This is a genomic window from Streptomyces sp. NPDC051173 (assembly GCF_040689515.1).
In the GTDB taxonomy this organism is placed as follows: Bacteria; Actinomycetota; Actinomycetes; order Streptomycetales; family Streptomycetaceae; genus Streptomyces.
This window is the reverse complement of sequence record NZ_JBFBBD010000033.1, coordinates 1-19,243: the sequence shown is the minus strand read 5'-3', so window position 1 is coordinate 19,243 and position 19,243 is coordinate 1. Positions and strand designations below refer to the sequence as shown.

Sequence of the window (19,243 nt, the reverse complement as noted above, 5' to 3'; positions counted from 1 at the left end):
GCGCGTCAGAGCGCGCAGCCCACCGTCACCGGCTCGTTGACGAGGGTCACGCCGAACGCCGCGTGGACGCCGTCCCGGACCTCGCGGGCGAGGGCCAGCAGGTCCTCCGTGGTGGCGCCGCCGCGGTTCGTGAGCGCCAGGGTGTGCTTCGTCGAGATGCGGGCGGCGCCCTCGCCGTACCCCTTCGTGTAGCCGGCCTTGTCGATCAGCCAGGCCGCGGAGGTCTTCATGAAGCCCTCCCCCGCCGGGTACGAGGGCGGCAGGACGCCCGCGCCGAGCCGCTCGGCGGCCCGCTCCAGGAACGCGGCGTGCTCGGCCTCCGTGAGGATCGGGTTGGTGAAGAAGGAGCCCGCGGACCAGGTGTCGTGGTCCTCCGGGTCGAGCACCATGCCCTTGCCCGAGCGCAGCTTCAGCACCGTCTCCCTGGCCTTGGCCGCGGGGACGCGCTCCCCCGCCTCCACGCCGAGGGCGCGGGCCGTCTCGGCGTACTTGAGCGGCGCGGACAGCCCGCCCGCGTCCTCCAGCCGGAAGCGGACGCGGAGCACGACGTGGCGCGTGGGGTCCTGCTTGAAGCGGCTGTGGCGGTAGGAGAACGCGCACTCCTCGGCGGCGAGGGTGACGACCTCGTCGGCGCGGCGGTCGTAGGCGACGACCTCGGTGATCGTCGCGGAGACCTCCTGGCCGTACGCGCCGACGTTCTGGATCGGGGTGGCGCCGGCGGAGCCGGGGATCCCGGCGAGGCACTCGATGCCGGCGAGCCCGGCCTCGACGGTGCGGGCCACGGCGTCGGACCAGTTCTCACCGGCGGCGAGTTCGAGGTCGGTGCCGTCGAGGGTGAAGCCGGTGGTGGCGATGCGCAGGGCGGTGCCGTCGAAGCCCTTGTCGGAGACGACCAGGTTGCTGCCGCCGCCGATGATCAGCAGCGGGGTGCCCGCCACGTCGGCTTCGCGTACGGCCGCGATCACCTCGTCGTCGGTGGTGGCGGTGACCAGGCGGGTCGCGGGGCCACCGAGGCGGAAGGTGGTCAGGGGGGCGAGGGGGGCATCGTGGAATTCCTGCACGCGCCCCAGCGTAAACGCTGCGCTGAGCCGCCCTCTGTGGGTCACCCCTGCTCGGGGGGCCTTGCGCCAGGGCTCCGCCCTTACCCGTTGCCGGGGCGATCCGGCCGCGCCCGCCGAGGTGCCGCGTGAGCGCCGTGCGCGGCTGCGGGGCGTGCGTCAGGGCTCCGCCCGGGCCCATTGCCGGGGATGATCCGGTTTTCGGCTGCGCCCGCTGAGGCGCCGCGTGAGCTCCGTGTGCGACTGCGGGGCGTACGGGGCTGGTCGCGCAGTTCCCCGCGCCCCTGACGGGGCCCGTCAGGGGCGCGGCTCGGGGACTGAAGTAAGGGGCACCCGCCCACGGCGAGTGCCCCTTACTTCGAACGTTCCGGACGGTGGCGTCAGGCGAGCCTGACGACCGCACGGGACATGCCCAGGACCTTCTGGCCTGCGCTCTTGACCAGCAGGTCGACGCGGACCGTGCGGGACTCGTCATCCTTGGCCGCGACCTTGCCGCCGACCTCGATGACCGCGCCCTCGTCGTCGTTCGGCACGACGACCGGCTTGGTGAACCGCACGCCGTACTCCACGAGCGCGCCCGGGTCGCCGGTCCAGTCCGTCACCACGCGAGCCGCCTCGGCCATGGTGAACATGCCGTGCGCGATGACGTCCGGCAGCCCGACCTCCTTGGCGAACTTCTCGTTCCAGTGGATCGGGTTGAAGTCGCCCGAGGCGCCCGCGTAGCGGACGAGAGTGGCCCGGGTCACCGGGAAGGACTGCACCGGCAGTTCGGTGCCGACCTCGACGTCGTCGTAGGAAATGCTCGCTGCCATCACGCCTCCTCGGCGGCGCGCGCCACCAGCATCGTGTGCGCGGTCACCACATGCTCACCGGACTCGTCGTGCACGTCGCCACGGACGGTCACCAGGTCGTTGCCCGCCATCGACTTGATCGTCTCGATCTTGGAGGTGACCGTCAGCCGGTCGCCCGCGCGGACCGGGCGGGTGTAGGCGAACTTCTGGTCGCCGTGCACCACTCGGTCGTAGTCCAGGCCCAGCTGCGGGTCCTGGACGACCTGGCCGGCGGCCCGGAAGGTGATCGCGAACACAAAGGTCGGCGGAGCGATCACATCCGGGTGACCGAGCGCCTTGGCGGCCTCGGGGTCGGTGTAGACCGGATTGGCATCACCGATGGCCTCGGCGAATTCGCGGATCTTCTCCCGGCCGACCTCGTACGGCTCGGTGGCCGGATAGGTCCGTCCGACGAAGGACTGGTCGAGTGCCATGGGCTCGGCACCTCCTGAGTGGGCTGCGATGGATTCGTGGGAACCGGTTCACGGGATCCGGGGGAACCGGCGCCGATTCCGCGAACGGTCGCGGATACGCCATGAGGCCGCCCCCAGGATCTGGGGACGGCCTCATGAACGAGCCTGTGTCTAGCGCGTTTCGCGGTGCGCAGTGTGCGCCTTGCAGCGCGGGCAGTGCTTCTTCATCTCAAGACGGTCCGGGTCATTACGCCGGTTCTTCTTGGTGATGTAGTTCCGCTCCTTGCACTCCACGCAGGCCAGCGTGATCTTCGGGCGGACGTCGGTGGCAGCCACGTGAGTGCTCCTTGACGGATGGACGGATGAACGCAGACAAGAGTAGCCGACCGGAGGACCGACCCCACAATCGGCTACTACATGTAGCGGTGACCGGACTTGAACCGGTGACACAGCGATTATGAGCCGCTTGCTCTACCGACTGAGCTACACCGCTTTGATGCGGGAGAGATCCCCGCCCGAAGGCGAGGAACCTCACACACCAGAGCCCCAATACGGAATCGAACCGTAGACCTTCTCCTTACCATGGAGACGCTCTGCCGACTGAGCTATTGGGGCGAGCGAGGAAGACATTACACGGTTGGCCGCCGAAGGTGAAATCCGTATCCGGCGGCCGCCCCGAAGGGCTCTTCCCGCCCCTCTCACACCACACCAGTACGACTATTCGTCACCTGCTCGAAGCCGATCCGAACGCGCCCTAGGCTCGGAACACGCTGCGTGATCATGCACGCCCCGGACCCCGGAGGAGCGCGATGCCCGACAGCCAGCCGCAGCCCCCGAGAAACCCCGGGGGTGACACCCCGCCCGTCCCCGGCGCCGCGCCCGGCGACAGCGCCCTGGTGCTGTGCGGCGCCCGGCTCGCCGACGGCCGCACCGTGGACGTACGGCTCAGCGGCGGGACCATCGAGGCCGTCGGGACCTCCGGCAGCCTCGCCCCCGGGCCGCGCGTCGACCTCGGCGGCTATCTGCTGCTGCCCGCCCCCGCCGAGCCCCACGGCCACGGCGACACCGCGCTCACGGCGGACGCCGACGGACCCGTCCCGTGCTCCGTCGAGGACGTCCAGCGCCGCGCCACCGAGGCCGCCCTGCTCCAGCTCGGCCACGGCGCCACCGCGCTGCGCTCGCACGTACGGATCGGCGACGTCCAGGGCCTGCGCTCGCTCGAAGCCGTCCTCCAGGCGAGACGGGCGCTGCGCGGGCTCACCGACCTGACCACGGTGGCGGTCCCCCGGCTGCTCACCGGGGTCGCGGGGGCCGACGGGCTGGCCATGCTGCGGGACGCCGTGAAGATGGGCGCGGCCGTGGGCGGCTGCCCCGACCTCGACCCCGACCCCACCGGCTACGCCGAGGCCGTCCTGGACCTCGCCGCCGAGCACGGCTGTGCCGTCGACCTGCACACCGACGGCGCCGACCCCGCCCGGCTCGCGCGCCTCGCCGCCATGGCCGGCGGCCTGCGCCCCGGCGTCTCCCTCGGCCCCTGCGGCGGCCTGGCCCGGCTCCCGTACGAGCAGGCCGTGCGGGCCGCCGAGCAGCTGGCGGCCGCCGGGGTGACCGTGGTGTGCCTGCCGCAGGGCGACTGCGCGGCCCTGGAGCAGCGCGGGGCCCGGGTCTCGCGCTGCGCGCCGGTGCGGCTGCTGCGGGCGGCCGGGGTGCGGGTGACGGCCGGCAGCGGGGCGCTGCGGGACGCGGCCAACCCGGTCGGCCGCGGCGACCCGCTGGAGGCCGCCTTCCTGCTGGCCTCGCGGGGCGAGCTGCGCCCGCAGGAGGCCTACGAGGCCGTCAGCGGCGGCGCGCGGGCCGCGATGGGGCTGCCCCCGGTCCGGGTCGAGGCGGGCTTCCCCGCGGAGCTCCTGGCCGTGCGGGGGCGGCGGATCGAGGGCGTGCTGTCGCTCGCGTACAGCCGTCTGGTGGTGCACCGGGGGCGTGTGGTGGCGCGGACCAGCGCAGTGCGGGAGTACTGCGACTCCTCGGCCGCGGCGGCACTGGAGCTGCCGCGGCAGGCCTCGCGCGGCGGCGAGCCCTCCTGAGGGGCGCCTGATCAGGCCGGTTCGCGCCCTTCCGCGTGGCGGCGCGGGCCGTGGCGCGTACGGTCGGATCATGCGCATTGTCATCGCTGGTGGACATGGTCAGATCGCGCTGCGGCTGGAGCGGTTGCTCGCCGGGCGCGGGGACGAGGTCGCGGGGATCATCCGCAGGCCGGAGCAGGCCGGGGACCTCCTCGCCGCGGGCGCGGAGCCGGTCGTGTGCGATCTGGAGTCGGCGTCGGTCGCGGACATCGTCCGGCATCTGGAGAGCGCCGACGCGGCCGTCTTCGCGGCCGGGGCGGGGGCGGGGAGCGGCATGGAGCGCAAGGACAGCGTGGACCGCGGCGCGGCCGCCCTGTTCGCCGACGCGGCGGAGGCGGCGGGGGTCCGGCGCTTCCTGGTGGTCTCCTCGATGGGCGCCGACCGCGAGCCCCCGGAGGGCACCGACCCGGTCTTCGCCGCGTACCTCCGGGCGAAGGGCGCGGCCGACGCGGACGTACGGGCCCGGGCCGGGCTGGACTGGACGGTCCTGCGGCCGGGCAGCCTCACCGACGAGCCCGGTACGGGCCGGGTCGCCCTGGGCGAGGCGACGGGCCGCGGCGCGGTGTCCCGGGACGACGTGGCGGCGGTCCTGGCGGCGCTGCTGGCCGAGCCCGGCACGGCGGGGCGCACGCTGGAGCTGATCGCGGGCGACACGCCGGTGGACGAGGCGGTGAAGGGCGTGGCGGAGGGCTGAGCCGGGGGGCCGAACGAGCCACTCCCGGGAAAGTGCGGGAGATCACATTCTGCCCGCGGGCCGGGAATCGGCCCGGGAATCCGCGAGGTATCCGGAAAACACAGAAGGACCTTCTCCGAGGAGAAGGTCCTTCACATGTGGCGGCGCCAGGGTTCGAACCTGGGTAGGCTGAGCCGGCAGATTTACAGTCTGCTCCCTTTGGCCACTCGGGCACACCGCCAAGGGTTGCCGCCCCGGATTCCGCCTCGCGGTGGTGCTCCGTGGCAACGACGTAAACCATACCCGATGACCAGGGGTGCTCCGCCACTCGATTCATCACCCCTCGCGCGGGGTCCGGGTGACTAGGCTTGCGGAGCGGCCACGGGCCGTACCCCCTGATGGATCTACGTATGAGGAGCCAACTCAATATGGCCGACTCCAGTTTCGACATCGTCTCGAAGGTCGAGCGGCAGGAGGTCGACAACGCCCTCAACCAGGCCGCCAAGGAGATCTCGCAGCGCTACGACTTCAAGGGCGTCGGCGCCTCGATCGAGTGGTCCGGCGAGAAGATCGAGATGCGTGCCAATGCCGAGGAGCGGGTCAAGGCCGTCCTCGACATCTTCGAGACCAAGCTGGTCAAGCGGGGCATCTCGCTGAAGTCCCTGGACGCGGGCGAGCCGCAGCCCTCCGGCAAGGAGTACAAGATCTTCGCCTCGGTCGAGGAGGGGATCTCGCAGGAGAACGCGAAGAAGGTCGCCAAGATCATCCGCGATGAGGGCCCGAAGGGCGTCAAGGCGCAGGTCCAGGGCGACGAGCTGCGCGTCAGCTCCAAGAGCCGTGACGACCTCCAGGCGGTCCAGGCCCTCCTCAAGGGCAAGGACCTGGACTTCGCGATCCAGTTCGTCAACTACCGCTAGAACCACCGCCGGCCGCACCGGCCACGGACCGCCGTGGCCAGGGGCGTCGTGACGACGAGGGCGCGTCGGGGAGTGATCCTCCCCGGCGCGCCCTCGTCGTCCGTGCGGCGCTCCGCCCGCGCGTCGGTGTGCCGCTCAGCGGGTGGCGAAGGGGCGGTCCGTCGGGACGATCTCGCGGCCCAGCGGCATCAGGGAGATCGGGATCAGCTTGAAGTTCGCGATGCCCAGCGGAATCCCGATGATCGTGAGGCACAGGGCGATACCGGTGAAGATGTGCCCGAGCGCCAGCCACCAGCCCGCGAACACGAGCCAGATGACATTGCCGATCAGCGAGCCCGCCCCGGCGTCGCGCCGCTCCACGGTCGTCCGCCCGAAAGGCCACAGGGCGAAGCCCGCGATGCGGAAAGAAGCGATCCCGAAAGGGATCGTGACGATCAGAACGCAGCAGATCAGACCCGCGACCACATAGCCGATCGCCATCCAAAGGCCGCAGAGGACCAGCCAGATGACATTCAGGATGAACCTCATGAAAAACAGCCTCCCACGCGAAACCAGCTTCTGGCGAGCAGGACGCTCGCGCGGCTGAGGGTGGTTGCGCGGGGACGCCCGGGGCGGCGGCCGCGGTCAGATCCGGCGGCCCGCCATGCCTTCGAGGCGGCTGATGCGCTCGGCCATCGGGGGGTGGGTGGAGAAGAGCTTGGACAGCCCCTCGCCCGCCCGGAAAGGGTTCGCGATCATCATGTGGCTCGCGGTCTCGATGCGCGGCTCGGGGGGCAACGGGAGCCGCTGGGTGCCCGCTTCGAGCTTGCGCAGGGCGGCGGCGAGGGCCAGCGGGTCGCCGGTCAGGCGCGCGCCGGAGGCGTCCGCCTCGTACTCCCGCGAGCGGCTGACGGCGAGTTGGATGAGGGAGGCCGCGATGGGGCCCAGCAGCATGACCATGATCATGCCGACGATGCCGGGGCCCTCGTCGTCGTCCGATCTGCCGAAGGGGATCAGCCAGGCGAAGTTCACCAGGAACATCACCACCGAGGCGAGCGCGCCCGCGATCGAGGAGATCAGGATGTCGCGGTTGTAGACATGGCTGAGCTCGTGGCCGATGACGCCGCGCAGCTCGCGCTCGTCGAGCAGGCGCAGGATGCCGTCGGTGCAGCAGACGGCGGCGTTGCGCGGATTGCGGCCGGTGGCGAAGGCGTTGGGCGCCTCGGTGGGTGAGATGTACAGCCGGGGCATGGGCTGGCGGGCGGCCGTGGAGAGCTCGCGCACCATGCGGTAGAGCTGCGGCGCCTCGAACTCGCTCACCGGCCGGGCCCGCATCGCCCGCAGGGCCAGCTTGTCGCTGTTCCAATAGGCGTAGGCGTTCGTACCGAGCGCCACCACGACGGCGACGACCAGGCCCATGCGCCCGAAGAGGCTGCCGATGGCGATGATGAGCGCGGACAGCCCCCCGAGGAGGACTGCGGTCCTGAGCCCGTTGTGCCGGCGGTGCACGGTACGCCCTCCAAATCGTGCGGCAGGGGAACCCTTTGCGGTGGTGCGCTGCCACTTCGCAGTGGAGCCTCCAGTGGAACCTTCCTGACCGATCAACGCCAGACGAAGGCCGCTGGTTCCCTTGCGCGCGCGAGGGGGCGCCTGGGCCGTACGGGTGAGGGCGCCTACAGCAACGCCCCCGAGGCGAAGCGCAGGACGAGCTGCGGGGCGCCGGACAGCGCGATGCCGGCGAGGGCCGCGAGCGCCGTCGCGGCGGCCAGCGGCAGCGGGATCCGCACGGGCCGTTCCGCCTCCTGGCCCTCGTGTCCCTCCTGCGCCTCCGGTGCGCGGAAGAGCAGCGCCGTCCACTGGAGGTAGTAGTAGAGGGCGATCACGACGTTGACGGCCATGACGACCGCCAGCCAGCCCAGCCCCGCGTCCACGGCCGCGGAGAAGACGGTGACCTTGGCGAACAGCCCGATGATGCCGGGCGGCAGGCCGGCCAGGCAGAGCAGGAAGAAGCCGAGCGCCAGGGCCGCCAGGGGGCTGCGGGCGTAGAGGCCCCGGTAGTCCGCGACGCGGTGCGCCGGGTGCGTACGGGCGACGAGCGCGGCGACGGCGAAGGCGCCGAGGTTCACGGCCGCGTACATCAGGGCGTAGGCGACGGTGGAGCCGATGGCGTGGCCCGGGTCGTCGGTGTATCCGGCGGCCGCGATCGGCACCAGCAGATAGCCGGCCTGGCCGACGGAGGACCAGGCGAGGAGGCGCACGGCGCTGCGGGTGCGGTCCGGGCGCTGGCGCAGGGCGCCGGCGTTGCCGATGGTCATGGTGAGCGCGGCGAGGACGGCGAGGGCCGGTCCCCAGACGTCCGCGTAGGACGGGAACGCGACGACCGTCACGAGGATGAGGCCGGTGAAGCCGACCGCCTTGCCGACGACCGAGAGATAGGCCGCGATGGGCAGCGGGGCGCCCACGTAGGTGTCGGGCACCCAGAAGTGGAAGGGGACGGCGGCGGTCTTGAAGGCGAAGCCGACGAGCGTCAGGGCCACGCCCGCCTGGGCGAGGGTGCCGAGGCGCGGGTCCACGTGCGTGAGGGCGTCGGCCACCTGGGTGAGGTGCAGGGTGCCGGTCGCGGCGTAGACGAAGCTGACGCCGAGGAGCGTCACGGCGGTGGCGGCGACCGAGGAGAGGAAGAACTTCAGGGCCGCCTCGGAGGAGCGGCTGTCGTCACGGCGCAGGCCGACGAGGGCGAAGGCGGGCAGGGAGGCCACTTCGAGGGCGACGACGAGGGTCGCGAGGTCCCGGGAGGCGGGCAGCAGGGCCGCGCCCGCGACGGAGGACAGCAGCAGGAACCAGAACTCGCCCGAGGGGAGCGCGAAGTCGACGAGGTCGCTGACGGACAGCAGGGCCGTCAGCAGGGCGCCGCCCAGCACGAGGAACTGGATGACGAGGGTGAAGTGGTCCGCCGTGTAACTGCACGCGCGCGTGCCCGACGTCAGGCAGAAGGTGGAGCGGTCGCCGTCGAGGAGCGGCAGCAGGGAGAGCCCGGCGAGGGTGAGGCCGGCGATCGAGATCCCGCCGAGGAGCGGCTTCTTCCGCGCGGGGAGGAAGAGGTCGGCGACCAGGACGACGAGCGCCGTCACGGCGACGACGGTGGGCGGGGCGATGGCGAGCCAGTCGACGGACTGGACCGCGCTTCCGGCGAGGGGGACCATCAGTTGCCTCCTCGGAGGAGCTGCTGAACGGCCGGGTCGGTGAGGCCGAGGAGGGCCGCGGGCCAGAGTCCGGCGAGGACGGTGAGGGCGACGAGGGGGGTCCAGGCGGCGAACTCGTAGGTCTGGACGTCGGTGAGGGCGGGCGCGCCCCCGGGCCTGCCGTCGCCGTCGCCGCCCATGCACACCCGGCGCACCACGATCAGCATGTACGCGGCGGTGAGCAGCGTGCCGAGGCCGGCGAGCGCCATGTAGGTGAGGTAGGCGGGGCGGCTGAGTCCCTCGGCGGGGTGGAAGGAGCCGAGCATCGCGAGCATCTCGCCCCAGAACCCGGCGAGTCCGGGCAGGCCGAGCGAGGCGACGGCGCCGAAGGCGAGGAGGCCGCCCAGGCGCGGTGCCCTGCCGTAGAGCGCGGCGCCGGTCGCGCCGGAGAGGGCGTCGAGGTCGCTGGTGCCGTGCCGGTCCTTGATGGCGCCGACGAGGAAGAAGAGGAGGCCGGTGATGAGGCCGTGGGCGATGTTGGCGAAGAGGGCGCCGTTGACGCCGGTGGGGGTGAGGGTGGCGATGCCCAGGAGGACGAAGCCCATGTGGCCCACCGAGGAGTAGGCGATCAGGCGCTTGAGGTCGCCCTTGGCGCCGCGGCGGGCGAGGGCGAGGCAGGCCAGCGAGCCGTAGATGATGCCGACGACCGCGAAGGCGGCGAGGTAGGGCGCGAAGGTGTGCGCGCCCTCGGGGGCGATGGGCAGGACGATGCGGACGAAGCCGTACGTGCCCATCTTCAGCAGGACGCCCGCGAGGAGGACGGAGCCCACGGTCGGGGCGGCGGTGTGGGCGTCGGGCAGCCAGCTGTGGAAGGGCCACATCGGGGCCTTGACGGCCAGTCCGGTGCCGATGGCCAGAACGGCGACGACCTGCGTGGTGTGGCTGAGCCCTGAGCCATTGTCAGTGGCGAGTGCCACCATGTCGAAGGTGCCGCCCTTGATGCCGATGAGGAGGAGGCCGAGCAGCATCACGACGGAGCCGAGCAGGGTGTAGAGGATGAACCGCCAGGCGGCGCGCTCCCTGCCGTCGCCGCCCCAGCGGGCGATGAGGAAGTACATCGGGATGAGCACCATCTCGAAGGCCAGGAAGAACAGCACCAGGTCGAGGACGGCGAAGCTCGCGAGGGTGCCGGCCTCGAGCACGAGGAGCAGCGCGACGAATGCCTTGGGAGACGGGCCCGACGGCATCTTGAAGTAGCTGTAGACCGCGCTGAGAAAGGTCAGCAGCGCGGTGAGCACGAGGAGGGGGAGCGAGACGCCGTCGACGCCGAGGTGGATCCGGATGCCGAGGGCGGGGATCCAGCTGATGTCGGTGGTGGCCTGCATCCGCGCGGGGTGGTCGTGGTCGAAGCCCGCGGCGAGGGCCACGGTCAGGGCCAGGACCACGCCGGTGACGGTGACGCCGTGGCGGAGCACGGCCTGCTCCGGGCTGCTGCCCTTGAGGCCGGGCGGTGCCGGGAGCAGGGCGGCGACGGCGCCGAGGAGGGGGACGACGACGGTCGCAGCGAGGAGGGTCTGCATGACGGTATGACTCACGGTCAGGCTCCGGTGGCTACGAGCACGGCGGCGACGGCCAGGACGACGGAGCCGGCGAGCAGGGCGCTGAGATAGGTCTGCACATTGCCGGTCTGGGCGCGGCGGACGGCCGCGCCGAGCAGGCGGGGGGCGCTTCCGGCGCCGCTGACGTAGGCGTCGACGACCTCGCGGTCGAGGTAGCGGACGAGCCGGGCGGCGGCGCGCACGGGTCGTACGAAGAGGGCGGAGTAGACGGCGTCGAGGTGGAAGCCGGCGACGGCGTGGCGGTGCAGGGGGCCGAGGAGGAGGCGGCCGGGGTCGGCCGGGTCGTGGGCGCCCGCGATGTGGCCGTAGGCCGCCACGTGGGTGGCGATGGTCTCCTCCTCGGAGACGTAGGGGGCCGCGTCCGGGTCGGCGGCGACGGCGCCCAGGGGCGCACGGGCCGCGAGGGGGGCGGTGCGCCGCCAGGCGGCGTACATGACCAGCACGCCGACGAGGGCGGCGCCGGTGCCGAGGACGGAGGTGGTGAGGGCCGGGGTGAGGGAGCGGCCGTCGAAGAAGCCGGGGAGCTTCCACGCGGCCAGGCCGAGCCCGAGGGTGGGGATGAAGAGGACCCACAGGACGGCGTTCATGACGGCGGGCTGCCTGCCGTGGTCGGGGGCCTCGGGGCCCTTGCCGTGGAAGGCGCGCAGCCACAGCCGGGTGGCGTAGGCGGCGGTGAGGAGGGCGGTGAGCAGCCCGGCGACGAGGACGGTCCAGCCGGCCGCGTGCGGGATGCCGTGCGCGTCCGCGCCGGTGGCGTGCTCGGCCGCGCCGAGGACGGCCTCCTTGGAGAAGAAGCCGCTGAACGGGGGGATCGCGGCGAGCGCGAGCAGGGCGACGGTCATCGTCCAGTACGCGTCGGGGATGCGCTTGGCGAGGCCGCCCATGCGGGCCATGGCGCCCAGCGAGTTGGTGCCGGCGGCGTGGATGATCACGCCTGCCCCGAGGAAGAGGAGGGCCTTGAACGCGCCGTGGGTGATGAGGTGGAAGACGGCCGCGTCGCGGTCGCCCACGGCGAGGGCGCCGGTCATGTAGCCGAGCTGGCCGACGGTCGAGTAGGCGAGGACGCGCTTGATGTCGTCCTGGGCGAGCGCGGCGAGCGCCGAGCCCACCATCGTGACCGCCGCCATCACGGCGAGCACCACCAGCGCCGCCGAGGAGGCGGTGAAGAGCGGGAGGAGCCGGGCGACGAAGTAGACACCGGCGGCGACCATCGTCGCGGCGTGGATCAGCGCGGAGACGGGCGTGGGGCCCGCCATCGCGTCGGGCAGCCAGGTGTGCAGCGGGAACTGCGCGGACTTGCCCGCGACGCCCGCGAGCAGCAGCAGCGCGATGAGCGTCGGGTGGCCGACGGAGCCTGCGGCGACGGCGCTGAGGATGCCGTTGATCCGGAACGTTCCGGCATCGGCGGCCAGCGCGAGGATGCCGATCAGGAAGGGCACGTCGCCGAGCTTCGTGACCAGGAACGCCTTGAGCGAGGCGCTGCGCGCGGCCTCGGTCTCCCAGTAGTGGCCGACCAGGAAGTACGAGCAGATGCCCATGATCTCCCAGCCGACCAGCAGCACCATGAGGTCGCCGGAGTAGACGACGAGCAGCATGGCGGAGGTGAAGAGGGAGACGAGGGCCGCGTAGGAGGGGTAGCGCGGGTCGTCGCGCAGATAGGCCGTCGAGTAGAGCTGGACGCAGGTCGCGACGACGCCGACGAGCACGGCCACGAGGACGGCGAAGCCGTCGAGGTGCAGCGCGAGGTCGATGGGCACGGACCCGGTGGGGGTGAGCCGCGTGGCGGCGTCGAGGGGCTCTCCCCCGCCCTGCCGGCAGGCGACGACGACGGCGAGCACGGCCGCGGCGAGGGTCGGCAGCACGGCGAGGGGCCGTACGAAGCCGGGCGCGCGGCGGCCGAGCAGGAGGCCCGCGACGGCGCCGAGGAAGGGCAGCAGGGGGACGAGTACGGCGGTGGTCGTGGTCGTCACGCGGCGGCCTCCGCCTTCTCCTCGCGGTCATCCGGTCCGGCGTCGGGTCCGGGGGCGTCCTCGTCGAGGTCGCGGAGCCGGTCGATGTCGGCGGTGCCGCGGTTGCGGTACACGAGCAGCACGATCGCCAGGCCGATGCCGATCTCGGCGGCGGCGATCGCGATGACGAAGAGGGTGAGCGCCTGGCCCGCGTGGAGCGTGTCGCGCAGCCACACGTCGAAGGCGACGAGGTTGAGGTTGACGGCGTTGAGCATCAGCTCGACCGACATCAGGACGAGGATCGCGTTGCGCCGGGCGAGCACGCCGTAGAGGCCGGTGCAGAAGAGGAGGGCGGCGAGGACGGCGGGATAGACGAGGTGCATCAGCGCTTCCCCCCTGCCTTGCTCCCGGCCGTCCCGGCGTCGGCTTCGGCGTCGGCCTTGGCGTCGGCCTTGCGCCGCGAGAGGACGACCGCGCCGACGAGGGCCGCGAGCAGCAGCACCGACAGGGCCTCGAAGGGCAGCACCCAGTGCCGGAAGAGGATCTCTCCGGAGACCTTGGTGGTGCCCTGCGGGGCACCACCAAGGTCGATCCAGGTCGTACGGAAGGCGTCGGCGACCACCCACACCAGGGCGACGGCCGCGGCGACCGCGACCCCGAGGGCGGGGTAGCGGTTGGCCGAGTCGGCGTCCGGGGAGCGGCCGATGGGCGCCTTCGTGAGCATCAGCCCGAAGAGCAGCAGGACGACGACGGAGCCCACGTAGATCAGCACCTGCACCCAGGCGATGAACTCCGCCGTGAGCAGGAGGTACTCGACCGCGAGCCCGCCGAGGGTCACCACCAGCCACAGCGCGGCGTGCACCAGCTGCTTGGTGGTGACGGTGACCAGGGCCGCCCCGAGGGTGACCAGGCCGACCAGGAGGAAGACGACCTCCACGCCGGACGTCGAGAGGAAGCCGTGCGTCTGCGCGGCGAGGGTATGGGTGCCGTGCGCCTGCGCGGCGAGCGCTGCGGTGCCGGTCACGCTTCTCCCTCCTCTTTCTCCTTCTCGTTCTCCTTCTCCTTGTCCCGCTGGGCCGCCATCTTCTCCGCGGTCTTGCGGGCCGCCGCGAGCTCCTTCGGCTCCTCGGCCGCCGGGTCCAGCGCGGGCGGCTCCGGCACCGTCCACATCCACTCGCGCAGCTTGTCGCGCTCGTGGGTGAGGTCGTGGATGTCGGTCTCCGCGTACTCGAACTCCGGGGACCAGAAGAGCGCGTCGAAGGGGCACACCTCGATGCAGATGCCGCAGTACATGCAGAGCGAGAAGTCGATGGCGAACCGGTCGAGGACGTTCCGGCTGCGCTCGCGGCCGCCGGGGACCGCCGGGGGCACCGTCTCCTTGTGGGAGTCGATGTAGATGCACCAGTCCGGGCACTCACGGGCGCACAGCATGCAGACCGTGCAGTTCTCCTCGAACAGGCCGATGACACCGCGGGTGCGGGGCGGCAGTTCGGGCTGTACGTCCGGGTACTGGGCCGTGACCGAACGCTTCGTCATCGTGCGCAGGGTGACGGCGAGGCCCTTGGCGAGGCCGGTACCGGGGAGCGGCATTACTGGATCACCACCTTGACGACACCGGTCAGCGCGATCTGCGCCAGGGCGAGCGGGATGAGGACCGTCCAGGCCAGCTTCTGCAGCTGGTCCTCACGCATTCGGGGATAGGTGACGCGCAGCCAGATGACCACGAAGGCGAGGACGAGCGTCTTGAGCAGCGTCCACAGCCAGCCGAGGCCGTCGGCTCCGAACGGGCCGTGCCAGCCGCCGAGGAAGAGGACCGTCGTCAGACCGCAGAGGACGACGATGCCCGCGTACTCGGAGAGGAGGAAGAGCGCGAAGCGGAGGCCGGTGTACTCGGTGTAGGCGCCGAAGATGATCTCGGAGTCGGCCACCGGCATGTCGAACGGCGGGCGTTGCAGCTCGGCGAGCCCGGCCGTGAAGAAGACGAGGCCGCCGACGACCTGCCAGGGCACCCACCACCAGTGGAAGGCATCCACGATGCCCGGCAGCGAGACCGTGCCCGCCGCCATGGCGACCGAGGCCGCCGCGAGCAGCATCGGCAGCTCGTACGCCATCAGCTGGGCGGCGGTGCGGAGGCCGCCGAGCAGCGAGAACTTGTTCGCGGACGCCCAGCCGGCCATCAGCGAGCCGAGGACGCCGACGCCCATGACGGCGAGGACGAAGAAGATGCCCGCGTCGATGAACTGGCCGACGGCGTTGCCCGGCCCGACCGGGATCGCGATCAGCACCAGGAGGTACGGCAGGAGGGCAACGGCCGGCGCGAGCTGGAAGATCCGCCGGTCCGCGCCCGCGGGCACGACGTCCTCCTTCTGCGCGAACTTCACGCCGTCCGCGACGAGCTGTGCCCAGCCGTGGAACCCACCGGCGTACATCGGCCCGAGCCGCCCCTGCATATGGGCCATGACCTTGTGCTCGGTCTGCCCGATCGCCAGCGGCAGCACGAGGAAGACGGCGAACACGGCGACGAGACGCAGCGCGACGTCGAGGGTGTCACTCACGAGCGTCACCTCCTTCCGTCGTCTCGGGCCGGGCGCCGGCGGCCGTCTCCGGGCCGTCGGCGGGCCGCTCTTGACCGGCCGGCTGGTCCGGGGTGTCCGGGGTGTCCGCGGCCGCGGGTTGCGCTGCTGCGGGCTCCGCTACCGCGGGGGGTACGGGTTCCGCTGCCGCGGGGGGTGCGGGCTCCGCCGGGGCAGGCGGGGTCTTGTCGTCCTCGAACGCGGGGCGGGCGTGGTGCCACGGGGCATCGGACGACTGTGGCGCGGTGCTCTGTGCACGGGGCGCCGCGCCCTGGCTCGCGGAACCGTCGGCCGCGCTGCGACTACGACGCGCGGGCCGGTCCACAGCCGGAGCCGACTCGGCGGCCTGCTGACTCGCCGAACCCTCACTCACGCTGCGCGAACGGCGCGCAGCGGGACGGCTCGCCGAGCCGTCCGCCGCAGGCGGCATCTCCTCCGCACCGGCCTGCTGGCTCGCAGAGCCTTCGCTCACGCTGCGGCTGCGACGAGCCGGGCGTTCCGTCGGCGGGGCCGGTTCCGTCGTCGGGTCGCTGACGCCGCGGGTCCGCCGTACGGGGCGGTCCCCCGCGGCGGGTGCGCCCGCCGCGCGGGCTCCGCGTGCCGGGCGGGCCGGGGCCGGGGGGAGCTGGCCCTTGAGGGGGCCCCACTCGTTGGGGTCGGGGACGCCCGGCGGGAGCATCTGGCGGCGCTTGGGGCCGCCGCCCTCGGACTCGCCCGGTTCCTTCGCACCCGGCCACGCCTTCGCGACGCGCGCCGCCAGCACGAAGTCCTTGCGCAGGGGGTGCCCCTCGAAGTTCTCGGGGAGCAGCAGCGGTACGAGGTGGGGGTGCCCGGTGAAGTCCACGCCGAACATCTCGTGGGTCTCGCGTTCGTGCCACGCCGCACCGGCGTAGACGCCGGTCGCGGTCGGCAGCGCGGGTTCGTCGTGCGGCACGGTGGTGCGCAGGACGAGGCGGCGCACCCCGCCGTCCGGGCCCGGCAGGGCCACGAGGTGGGCGCAGATGCGGAAGCCCGTACCGGGCTCGTCGACCGCGCTCAGCCAGTCGAAGAACGTGCAGCCCAGCGTGGTGCGGGCCGTTTCGAGCGCGGTGAGCCACGCGGCGGCGGGCACGTCGACGGTGAGCAGCCCGTACGCCTCCTCGGCGCTCGCGCCCTCGCCGAACAGCTCATCGGCGCCGCGCGGCAGCCAGCCGACGGGCGGCGCGGCCGCCTCGGCGGCGGGCTCAGGAGCCTCGTCCTGCGGAGCCGCACCGGCGGCCTCGTCCTGTGCGGCCCCGTCATCGGCGGAGGCCGGATGCCGCTCGTCCGGGTTCGTGGGCTCGCTCATCGTCCGGCCTCCCCGGAGTCGGCCGCGCCCGGCGCCGGCGGCGGCGTCACCAGGCCGCTCTTCAGGGCCGCGGCCGACGGGCCGGAGGCGGTGGCGTAGCGGTCCCGCAGGGACTCCTGGGCGATCTTCTCCTGGAGCTTGAGGATGCCCTGGAGCAGCGCCTCGGGGCGGGGCGGGCAGCCGGGGACGTAGACGTCGACCGGGATGATCTGGTCGACCCCCTTGGTCACCGCGTACGAGTCCCAGTACGGGCCGCCGCAGTTGGAGCACGCGCCGAAGGAGATGACGTACTTCGGCTCCGGCATCTGCTCGTACAGCCGCTTGACCGCGGGGGCCATCTTGTCCGTCACCGTGCCCGAGACGATCATGAGGTCCGCCTGGCGGGGGCCCGGGGCGAAGGGGATGACGCCGAGCCGGATGAAGTCGTGCCGGGCCATGGACGCGGCGATGAACTCGATCGCGCAGCAGGCGAGGCCGAAGTTGAAGACCCACAGGCTGTAGCGGCGGCCCCAGTTGAGGACCACCTTCATGGGTTCGGGCGCGAGCCGGGACAGGGCGCCCAGCCGTCGGGGCTCGGGCAGGTCCACCGGTGTCACGTCCATTCGAGGACGCCCTTCTTCCATGCGTACAACAGACCCACGGCCAGGAAGCCGAGGAAGATGAACATCTCCACGAGCGTGGCGCCGCCGAAGCCCGGCGCGGCGAAGACCGTCGCCCAGGGGAACAGGAAGATCGAGTCCACCGCGAAGATCACGTAGAGGAAGGCGTAGACGTAGTAGCGGATCTGGGTGTGTGCCCAGCCCTCGCCGACGGGGTCGACGCCGCACTCGTACGTCAGCAGCTTCTCGGGTGTCGGCACCACGGGCCGCAGCAGCCGCCCGGACGCGAAGGCGACGGCGACGAAGAGCACGCCGACGACCGCGAGCAGTCCGACGACCGAATAGCTGTGAAAGTAGTCCGTCGCCAGCTGGACGTCGGGGACGCCCGCACTGTCGGTGCGCACGGTGGCCTCCGGCACGTCCGCCCTCGCTCCCTGTCCAGCACATTTCGACGATTCTTTACGCACGGGAGTCTAGGCCCTGACAAGGTCACGATGAGAAGCGCTGTCCGGCGGGAGGTGGGGTTATCCCCACCCGGGCGCACCCACGCCCCCCATGGCGTCGGCCCGTCCGGCCCGGCAGGCTGGGCGTATGACCGCCAGCAGTGCCGCACGCAGCACCACCGGAAGCATCACCGGGAGCACCGGCCCCACGACCCCCCGTGACGGCGGGGCCGGGTCCGACCAGGACCGGCTGCCGCCCGTCCGCTTCGCCTTCGACGCCTCGACGTGGCGGGAAGTCGCCCACCTCCTGCTCGATCTGCCGGTGGGAATCGCGGGCTTCGTCTATGTGTCGCTGTGGCTGTACGCGGGCGCGGCCCTGTCGGTGACCGTGATCGGGCTGCCGGTGCTGGCGGTCGGACTGCTCGGGGCGCGGGGCCTCGGCCGGCTGGAGCGGGGACGGGCGCGAAGTCTGCTGGGCGTCCGGATCGACGAGCCGATCCCGCTGTCGCGGCACCCCCGGAACGAGGGGTTCCTCGCCTGGACGTGGGCGGCGGTGAAGGACCCGGTGGCCTGGCGGGCGACGCTGTACTCGTTCATACGATTGCCATGGGGTGTTCTCACTTTCGGCGTGACCCTTTGCGCGCTGTTCGTCGCGTGGCCCGTTCTCGGCCACCTGGCGCGCGGGCTCGCGAACGTGGACCGGGCCATGGTGCGCGGGCTGCTGTCCCCGTCCAGCGAGCTGGAACGGCGGGTCGCCGAGCTGGAGTCGGACCGCGGCATCGTCGTGGACACCGCGGCCGCCGACCTGCGCCGCATCGAACGCGACCTGCACGACGGCGCCCAGGCCCGCCTCGTGGCGCTCGCGATGGGGCTGGGCCTGGCGAAGGAGAAGGTGCTGGAGGACCCGGAGGCCGCGGCGAGGATGGTCGACGAGGCGCACGGCGAGGTGAAGCTCGCCCTCCAGGAACTGCGCGACCTCGCCCGCGGCATCCACCCGGCCGTCCTGACGGACCGCGGCCTGGACGCGGCGCTGTCGTCGGTCGCGGCCCGCTGCACCGTGCCGGTCAGCGTCTCGGTGGACCTGGCTGCCCGGCCCGCGCCGGCGATCGAGGGCATCGCCTACTTCACGGTCTCCGAACTCCTCCAGAACATCAGCAAGCACAGCGCCGCCCGCACCGCCGAGATCGAGCTGTGGCGGAAGCAGGACCGCCTGCTCATCCAGGTCCGCGACGACGGCAAGGGCGGCGCGTCGACGGACTCCGGCAGCGGGCTGGCGGGCCTGGCGGAGCGGCTGGGGTCGGTGGACGGGCTGTTCGTGGTGGAGTCGCCGGTGGGCGGGCCTACGGTGGTGACGGCGGAGTTGCCTTGGCGTGACCGGTAGTTCTTGGTTGCTCGGCGTTGTCGGGCGGCGGGTTGCTTGCTCCCCCAGCTACCGCTGGGAGGTGCCCCCAACGGCGGGCTTGTTCCCCTACCCCGCCCCTTCCCGAAACCGGGGAGACCCCGGACCCCAGCGCCCTGCGGGCGCGTCCTCAAACTCCCCCAGCTACCGCTGGGAGGT

20 protein-coding genes and 3 tRNA genes are annotated in these 19,243 nt (G+C 72.4%); 4 read left to right on the top strand and 19 right to left on the bottom strand.

Annotated features, from left to right (window positions below; all coding sequences use genetic code 11):
* Window positions 1-5: 5 nt before the first annotated feature.
* The 6 genes from AB0435_RS18800 to AB0435_RS18775 all read right to left on the bottom strand — a co-directional run bounded on the left by AB0435_RS18800 (window position 6) and on the right by AB0435_RS18775 (window position 2,916).
* Window positions 6-1,061 (bottom strand): UDP-N-acetylmuramate dehydrogenase, encoded by a 1,056-nt coding sequence (locus tag AB0435_RS18800; RefSeq protein ID WP_366003519.1) that lies wholly within the window; start codon window positions 1,059-1,061, stop codon window positions 6-8.
* Between the two features lie 377 nt (window positions 1,062-1,438).
* A complete protein-coding gene (locus tag AB0435_RS18795) occupies window positions 1,439-1,870 on the bottom strand; it encodes a MaoC family dehydratase (RefSeq protein ID WP_366003518.1) in 432 nt (143 codons plus the stop codon).
* A complete protein-coding gene (locus AB0435_RS18790; protein ID WP_366427454.1) occupies window positions 1,870-2,322 on the bottom strand; it encodes a MaoC family dehydratase N-terminal domain-containing protein in 453 nt (150 codons plus the stop codon). Before AB0435_RS18790 ends, AB0435_RS18795 begins: the two co-directional genes overlap by 1 nt.
* Before the next feature lie 150 nt (window positions 2,323-2,472).
* Window positions 2,473-2,637 (bottom strand): 50S ribosomal protein L33, encoded by a 165-nt coding sequence (gene rpmG, locus AB0435_RS18785; RefSeq protein ID WP_087927546.1) that lies wholly within the window; start codon window positions 2,635-2,637, stop codon window positions 2,473-2,475.
* Between the two features lie 84 nt (window positions 2,638-2,721).
* Window positions 2,722-2,794: transfer RNA gene (locus tag AB0435_RS18780), tRNA-Met, on the bottom strand.
* Between the two features lie 49 nt (window positions 2,795-2,843).
* Window positions 2,844-2,916: transfer RNA gene (locus tag AB0435_RS18775), tRNA-Thr, on the bottom strand.
* A gap of 194 nt (window positions 2,917-3,110) precedes the next feature.
* On the opposite strand from AB0435_RS18775, the gene AB0435_RS18770 reads away from it, so the two are divergent.
* Window positions 3,111-4,385, top strand: a complete 1,275-nt coding sequence (locus tag AB0435_RS18770; protein WP_366003516.1) for an amidohydrolase family protein — start codon at window positions 3,111-3,113, stop codon at window positions 4,383-4,385.
* Between the two features lie 70 nt (window positions 4,386-4,455).
* Window positions 4,456-5,118: an NAD(P)H-binding protein gene (locus tag AB0435_RS18765; RefSeq protein ID WP_366003515.1), complete on the top strand. Its 663-nt coding sequence runs from the start codon at window positions 4,456-4,458 to the stop codon at window positions 5,116-5,118.
* Window positions 5,119-5,256: 138 nt separating this feature from the next.
* Here the strand turns inward: AB0435_RS18765 and AB0435_RS18760 are convergent.
* Window positions 5,257-5,338, bottom strand: a tRNA-Tyr gene (locus AB0435_RS18760).
* A 187-nt stretch (window positions 5,339-5,525) separates the two neighbouring features.
* Here AB0435_RS18760 and AB0435_RS18755 point away from each other — a divergent pair.
* Entirely contained in the window at window positions 5,526-6,014 is a 489-nt protein-coding gene (locus tag AB0435_RS18755; protein ID WP_366003514.1) for a YajQ family cyclic di-GMP-binding protein, read from the top strand.
* A gap of 135 nt (window positions 6,015-6,149) precedes the next feature.
* Here AB0435_RS18755 and AB0435_RS18750 read toward each other — a convergent pair whose 3' ends face one another.
* The 12 genes from AB0435_RS18750 to AB0435_RS18695 form a co-directional block, all read right to left on the bottom strand.
* Window positions 6,150-6,542, bottom strand: a complete 393-nt coding sequence (locus AB0435_RS18750; RefSeq protein WP_366003513.1) for a YccF domain-containing protein — start codon at window positions 6,540-6,542, stop codon at window positions 6,150-6,152.
* 96 nt (window positions 6,543-6,638) lie between these two features.
* Window positions 6,639-7,502, bottom strand: coding sequence for a zinc metalloprotease HtpX (htpX, locus tag AB0435_RS18745; RefSeq protein WP_366003512.1), 864 nt, complete (start codon window positions 7,500-7,502; stop codon window positions 6,639-6,641).
* A gap of 164 nt (window positions 7,503-7,666) precedes the next feature.
* On the bottom strand, window positions 7,667-9,196 hold the full coding sequence (locus AB0435_RS18740) for an NADH-quinone oxidoreductase subunit N (protein WP_366003511.1): 1,530 nt from the start codon (window positions 9,194-9,196) through the stop codon (window positions 7,667-7,669).
* Window positions 9,196-10,755 carry an NADH-quinone oxidoreductase subunit M gene (locus tag AB0435_RS18735; protein WP_366003561.1) on the bottom strand — a complete coding sequence of 520 codons (1,560 nt, stop codon included), beginning with the start codon at window positions 10,753-10,755 and terminating at the stop codon, window positions 9,196-9,198. Before AB0435_RS18735 ends, AB0435_RS18740 begins: the two co-directional genes overlap by 1 nt.
* Before the next feature lie 17 nt (window positions 10,756-10,772).
* A complete protein-coding gene (locus AB0435_RS18730) occupies window positions 10,773-12,764 on the bottom strand; it encodes an NADH-quinone oxidoreductase subunit L (RefSeq protein ID WP_366427453.1) in 1,992 nt (663 codons plus the stop codon).
* Window positions 12,761-13,126 (bottom strand): NADH-quinone oxidoreductase subunit NuoK, encoded by a 366-nt coding sequence (gene nuoK, locus AB0435_RS18725; protein ID WP_366003509.1) that lies wholly within the window; start codon window positions 13,124-13,126, stop codon window positions 12,761-12,763. Before nuoK ends, AB0435_RS18730 begins: the two co-directional genes overlap by 4 nt.
* Entirely contained in the window at window positions 13,126-13,767 is a 642-nt protein-coding gene (locus AB0435_RS18720) for an NADH-quinone oxidoreductase subunit J (protein ID WP_366427452.1), read from the bottom strand. The genes nuoK and AB0435_RS18720 overlap by 1 nt, the downstream gene beginning before the upstream one ends.
* Window positions 13,764-14,333 (bottom strand): NADH-quinone oxidoreductase subunit I, encoded by a 570-nt coding sequence (locus tag AB0435_RS18715; protein WP_366003507.1) that lies wholly within the window; start codon window positions 14,331-14,333, stop codon window positions 13,764-13,766. The genes AB0435_RS18720 and AB0435_RS18715 overlap by 4 nt, the downstream gene beginning before the upstream one ends.
* Window positions 14,333-15,298 (bottom strand): complex I subunit 1 family protein, encoded by a 966-nt coding sequence (locus AB0435_RS18710; RefSeq protein ID WP_366003506.1) that lies wholly within the window; start codon window positions 15,296-15,298, stop codon window positions 14,333-14,335. Before AB0435_RS18710 ends, AB0435_RS18715 begins: the two co-directional genes overlap by 1 nt.
* Complete coding sequence (locus tag AB0435_RS18705; RefSeq protein ID WP_366003505.1) at window positions 15,291-16,643, bottom strand: NADH-quinone oxidoreductase subunit C; 1,353 nt, start codon at window positions 16,641-16,643, stop codon at window positions 15,291-15,293. The genes AB0435_RS18710 and AB0435_RS18705 overlap by 8 nt, the downstream gene beginning before the upstream one ends.
* Window positions 16,640-17,245 carry an NADH-quinone oxidoreductase subunit B family protein gene (locus tag AB0435_RS18700; RefSeq protein ID WP_366003504.1) on the bottom strand — a complete coding sequence of 202 codons (606 nt, stop codon included), beginning with the start codon at window positions 17,243-17,245 and terminating at the stop codon, window positions 16,640-16,642. Before AB0435_RS18700 ends, AB0435_RS18705 begins: the two co-directional genes overlap by 4 nt.
* Entirely contained in the window at window positions 17,236-17,661 is a 426-nt protein-coding gene (locus tag AB0435_RS18695) for an NADH-quinone oxidoreductase subunit A (RefSeq protein ID WP_366003503.1), read from the bottom strand. Before AB0435_RS18695 ends, AB0435_RS18700 begins: the two co-directional genes overlap by 10 nt.
* Window positions 17,662-17,833: 172 nt before the next feature.
* Between AB0435_RS18695 and AB0435_RS18690 the strand changes: the two genes are divergently transcribed.
* Window positions 17,834-19,066 (top strand): sensor domain-containing protein, encoded by a 1,233-nt coding sequence (locus AB0435_RS18690; RefSeq protein ID WP_366003502.1) that lies wholly within the window; start codon window positions 17,834-17,836, stop codon window positions 19,064-19,066.
* Window positions 19,067-19,243: the final 177 nt, after the last annotated feature.

What these genes read in the sequence shown, in the direction of transcription:
- AB0435_RS18795 (WP_366003518.1), bottom strand. Translation starts at nt 1,870, where the DNA reads ATGGCAGCGAGCATTTCCTACGACGACGTCGAGGTCGGCACCGAACTG.
- AB0435_RS18790 (WP_366427454.1), bottom strand. Translation starts at nt 2,322, where the DNA reads ATGGCACTCGACCAGTCCTTCGTCGGACGGACCTATCCGGCCACCGAG.
- AB0435_RS18770 (WP_366003516.1), top strand. Translation starts at nt 3,111, where the DNA reads ATGCCCGACAGCCAGCCGCAGCCCCCGAGAAACCCCGGGGGTGACACC.
- AB0435_RS18765 (WP_366003515.1), top strand. Translation starts at nt 4,456, where the DNA reads ATGCGCATTGTCATCGCTGGTGGACATGGTCAGATCGCGCTGCGGCTG.
- AB0435_RS18755 (WP_366003514.1), top strand. Translation starts at nt 5,526, where the DNA reads ATGGCCGACTCCAGTTTCGACATCGTCTCGAAGGTCGAGCGGCAGGAG.
- AB0435_RS18750 (WP_366003513.1), bottom strand. Translation starts at nt 6,542, where the DNA reads ATGAGGTTCATCCTGAATGTCATCTGGCTGGTCCTCTGCGGCCTTTGG.
- AB0435_RS18740 (WP_366003511.1), bottom strand. Translation starts at nt 9,196, where the DNA reads ATGGTCCCCCTCGCCGGAAGCGCGGTCCAGTCCGTCGACTGGCTCGCC.
- AB0435_RS18735 (WP_366003561.1), bottom strand. Translation starts at nt 10,755, where the DNA reads ATGCAGACCCTCCTCGCTGCGACCGTCGTCGTCCCCCTCCTCGGCGCC.
- nuoK (WP_366003509.1), bottom strand. Translation starts at nt 13,126, where the DNA reads ATGCACCTCGTCTATCCCGCCGTCCTCGCCGCCCTCCTCTTCTGCACC.
- AB0435_RS18715 (WP_366003507.1), bottom strand. Translation starts at nt 14,333, where the DNA reads ATGCCGCTCCCCGGTACCGGCCTCGCCAAGGGCCTCGCCGTCACCCTG.
- AB0435_RS18705 (WP_366003505.1), bottom strand. Translation starts at nt 16,643, where the DNA reads ATGAGCGAGCCCACGAACCCGGACGAGCGGCATCCGGCCTCCGCCGAT.
- AB0435_RS18700 (WP_366003504.1), bottom strand. Translation starts at nt 17,245, where the DNA reads ATGGACGTGACACCGGTGGACCTGCCCGAGCCCCGACGGCTGGGCGCC.
- AB0435_RS18690 (WP_366003502.1), top strand. Translation starts at nt 17,834, where the DNA reads ATGACCGCCAGCAGTGCCGCACGCAGCACCACCGGAAGCATCACCGGG.